Source organism: Succinivibrio dextrinosolvens (assembly GCF_900116345.1).
GTDB lineage: Bacteria > Pseudomonadota > Gammaproteobacteria > Enterobacterales > Succinivibrionaceae > Succinivibrio > Succinivibrio dextrinosolvens_B.
In genome coordinates this window covers 1-1,072 of record NZ_FPAH01000094.1, presented here as the reverse complement: position 1 = coordinate 1,072, position 1,072 = coordinate 1, and the positions used below count along the sequence as shown (strand labels likewise).

Annotated in this window: 2 protein-coding genes; both read right to left on the bottom strand. The window is 36.6% G+C overall.

Annotated elements, in window-relative coordinates; translation table 11 throughout:
* Nucleotides 1–106 precede the first annotated feature (106 nt).
* The gene (locus BM308_RS13465; protein ID WP_177214465.1) at nt 107–247 is read right to left on the bottom strand and encodes a hypothetical protein; all 141 of its coding nucleotides are present in this window, start codon (nt 245–247) and stop codon (nt 107–109) included.
* A 10-nt stretch (nt 248–257) separates the two neighbouring features.
* Nucleotides 258–893, bottom strand: a complete 636-nt coding sequence (locus BM308_RS13150; RefSeq protein ID WP_074945836.1) for a hypothetical protein — start codon at nt 891–893, stop codon at nt 258–260.
* Nucleotides 894–1,072: the final 179 nt, after the last annotated feature.

Sequence of the window (1,072 nt, the reverse complement as noted above, 5' to 3'; positions counted from 1 at the left end):
TTAAACTGTTATGTTGAGTAATTTTGAATAAAACTAAAAAAATAAATAAGATATCAAAGTCACTCAACAATAACAATTTCTAAACATAAGACGAATTATGTTACTTTTAACATAAGATGTCTATCCCATTCCAATGCACATTTAAGCTGTTGGATGACAGCATTGCCAGAAGCCTATGAATTCCGAAACGTCCGCATACAGGTTCACGAACCATATAAATTTTTCCGGTTCCTGATAAAATTGACATTCAAAACTCCTTACGAATTGATACCGCATAAGATTCTGGTGACAACATCCTCAGCCTCAGGCTGTGAAGGATTAAATGTAATCTGAATGTCTTTAAACTGAATCTTTATATATCCAGGCTGGCTTCTGTGGTTGTCTCTGGGTCTGTTTGAATATCTGCTTTTCCTCTGTGGATACCAGCGATGATAAGGCTCATTACTGAAATCATCTGATGTTATTGGTGCTTCTTCTCGTTTAACAGGTGCTGATGTGATTTTTGCTGGAGTTCCTGCTGATTCAACAGCATTAGATTCAAGAGAAATAAACTGAACCTCATTTTCACTGACAACTGAGCTTAACCCAGCTTCACGGTCAATCTTCTGACAGATAGCAAAAATGCTCGATTTTGAGATACCAAGATATTCTGCAATTGCTGACATGGTGTAATTCTTAGAACGAAGCTCTGTAATCTGTTTGCTCAGACTTGCAAAAGCCAGTTTTTCTCTTCTAGAATAAATGTCAGTTCCAAGATGCTCTCTTCCGATACGGTCTATAGTGATCTTGCTTAGCTTGTATTTGTGACCAAGCTGATATGAGCACAGCTGTGTAGTGGTAATATCTTTAATGATGTTTTTGGTCGTCTGCGGATCTGTTTTAATCGTTGCCATAAGGCTACTCCTTAGCAAATTTTTCTTTGCAAGAAGTGTAGATTTTTATACGCAAATAATATAGGTACTTAATAGGCAACAGTTACTGTCAGGAGAAAAAATCAAATGATGAATTCATTAAATATCAAAGCTGTATTAAGCAAAGTAATCAGTAAGCAGGTCCCGTTATCAGCAGAGCT